The 2503-nt window shown below is 68.5% G+C and carries 2 protein-coding genes; both read left to right on the forward strand.

Annotated features, from left to right (window positions below; all coding sequences use genetic code 11):
* Window positions 1–1513, forward strand: a 1513-nt coding sequence (locus VGD20_RS17275; RefSeq protein WP_331135617.1) for an alkaline phosphatase family protein, incomplete at its 5' end; no start/stop codon positions are given.
* A gap of 19 nt (window positions 1514–1532) precedes the next feature.
* The gene (locus tag VGD20_RS17280; RefSeq protein WP_331135618.1) at window positions 1533–2363 is read left to right on the forward strand and encodes a pyrroline-5-carboxylate reductase; all 831 of its coding nucleotides are present in this window, start codon (window positions 1533–1535) and stop codon (window positions 2361–2363) included.
* Window positions 2364–2503 lie beyond the last annotated feature (140 nt).

Here is a 2503-nt window from a genome sequence, read left to right on the forward strand (position 1 = left end):
GGCCGACCTCTTTGCCGAATATCGCGGCCATTTCACCGGCGGTCTCGCGCGGCTCGCATCGGGCATCGTTTTTCCCGCGGGCTACCAGTCGCACGGCGCGACCGAGACCTGCCCCGGCCATTCGACCATCCTGACCGGCAATCATCCCGCGCACACCGGGATCGTCGCCAATAATTATTTCGACCTGTCGGCCGCGCGCGCCGACAAACGCGTCTATTGCGCCGAGGACGAGACCGTCGCGGGCACGACCTCTAAAAGCGGCGAATATGCGCCGTCGGTGAACCATCTGCTCGTTCCGACGCTGGGCGACCTGATGAAGGCGCGCGATCCCAAGGCACAGGTCGTCTCGGTTTCGGGCAAGGACCGTTCGGCGATCATGATGGGCGGACGCCAGGCCGACGAGCTGATGTGGCTCGCCCCGACCGGCCTCACCAGCTATCGCGGCTCGACATTGTCGCCGACCGCGCAGCAGGCGAGCGCCGCGATCGCCGCCGCGATCGGCGAGGCACGCCCGGCGCTGACGCTTCCCGCCGACTGCGCGACGCACGACATTGCAATCCCGGTTGGCGACAGGGGCGCGACGGTCGGCACCGGGCGGATGGCGCGCGACGCCGGCGACTTCCGCAAATTCATGGCCTCGCCCGAGGCCGACGGTGCGGTGCTCGCGACCGCGGCGGCGCTGCGTCAGGTCCGCAAGATGGGCGAGGGCAGCAGCACCGACCTGCTTGTCGTCGGCCTGTCGGCGACCGATTATGTCGGTCACAGCACCGGAACCGAAGGCGCCGAGATGTGCATCCAGATGACGGGCCTCGACCGCGAACTTGGCGATTTCTTTGCGCGGCTCGATGCCACGGGGATCGACTATGTCGTCGCGCTGACCGCCGACCATGGCGGCCACGACCTGCCCGAACGCAACCGTCAGAACGCCTGGCCCGACGCACAGCGCATCGACAAGGCGCTGAACCCCGCGGCGATCGGCAAGGAAGTTGCCGAGAAGCTCGGCCTGCCGCAGCCCATTCTCTATGGCGACGGCGACGATTATTATTTCGCGAAAACGCTGACCGCGGCGCAGCGCAAGGCGGTGCTCGCCGAAATCCTGCCCCGCCTGCGCGCGCATCCGCAGATCGAGGCGGTGGTGACGCGCGCAGAGCTCGACGCACACCCGATCTCGAAGCGCGCGCCCGACACATGGACGCTGATGGACAAGCTGCGTGCTTCGTACAACCCGCAGCGGTCGGGCGATTTCATCATCGCGCTGAAGCCGCGCGTGACGCCGATTCCCGAATCGGGAATCGGCTATGTCGCGACGCACGGGTCGGTGTGGGATTACGACCGCCGGGTGCCGATCCTCTTCTGGCGCAAGGGGCTCGCGGGCTTCGAACAGCCCAATGCGGTGATGACGGTCGATATCATGCCGACGTTGGCCGCGCTGATCGGGGTGCCGGTCGACGCGAACAAGGTCGACGGCCGCTGCCTCGACCTGCTCTCGGGGCCCGAGAGCAGTTGCCGCTAAGCACAGAAAAGAAGGACCTATGACCAAAGCATTGCGCAATTTCTCCGGCCGGCTCCTGCTCGTCGGCTGCGGCAACATGGCGGGCGCAATGCTCGATCGCTGGCTGGCGGCGGGGCTCGACCCGGCGCTGGTCGCGATCGTCGACCCCCTGGCAGCGCCGCGTGCGGGCATTGTCCAGCACGCATCGCTGGACGCGTGGCAGGCCGCGGGCGGCAGCGCCGACTGGATCATGCTCGGCATGAAGCCGCAGCAGCTCGGCGACGTCGCCGAATTGCTGGCGCCGCTCGCGACGGGTCCGGTTCACCTGCTTTCGATCCTCGCCGGCGTGTCGCTTGCCGATCTCGCCGCGCGCTTTCCCGCTGCCGGGGCGCAGGTTCGCATCCTGCCGAATCTCGCCGCGCGCATCGGCGCCGGCGTGTCGGCGGTCGCGACGCTGGGCGACGCGGACGACAAGGCGATCCATGCGCTGCTCGATCCTCTGGGTCAGACGGTGATGCTCGCCGACGATTCGACGATGGATCTCGTCACCGCCTTTACCGGCAGCGGCCCGGCGTTCGTGTTCCGTCTGATCGAATCCTATGCGGCGGCCGGCGAACGCCTTGGCCTCCCGGCCGAGGACGCGCTGAAGCTTGCGACCGCAACCTTCGGCGGCGCGACCGCCTTGCTCGCCGACAGCGGCGAAAAGCCCGGTGTGCTGATCGCGCAGGTGGCGAGCAAGGGCGGCACGACGCAGGCGGGGCTCGATGTGCTCGACAGCGACGGCCAGCTCGCAGCGCTGCTCACGAACGTGCTGCGCGCGGCGCGCGACCGCGGGCGCGAACTCGCCGATATCGCACGGGGTGAAGGCTGAACTAGCCTGCGTCCTTGCCGAGCGCGGCGATCCGGCGGCGCTCGCGGAGCGGGACCAGTGCCTCGCTGACCTGCCAGAATCCGGTCACTGCCTGCTGTCCCGCGTGGGTGTAGGCACGGCTCATCGTGTCGCGCAGCATC

The sequence above is a fragment of the Sphingopyxis sp. genome, assembly GCF_036402335.1.
Taxonomy (GTDB): Bacteria; Pseudomonadota; Alphaproteobacteria; order Sphingomonadales; family Sphingomonadaceae; genus Sphingopyxis.

Bases quoted from the DNA above. Each gene is read 5' to 3' on its own strand.
- VGD20_RS17280 (WP_331135618.1), top strand. From the start codon at position 1,533: ATGACCAAAGCATTGCGCAATTTCTCCGGCCGGCTCCTGCTCGTCGGC.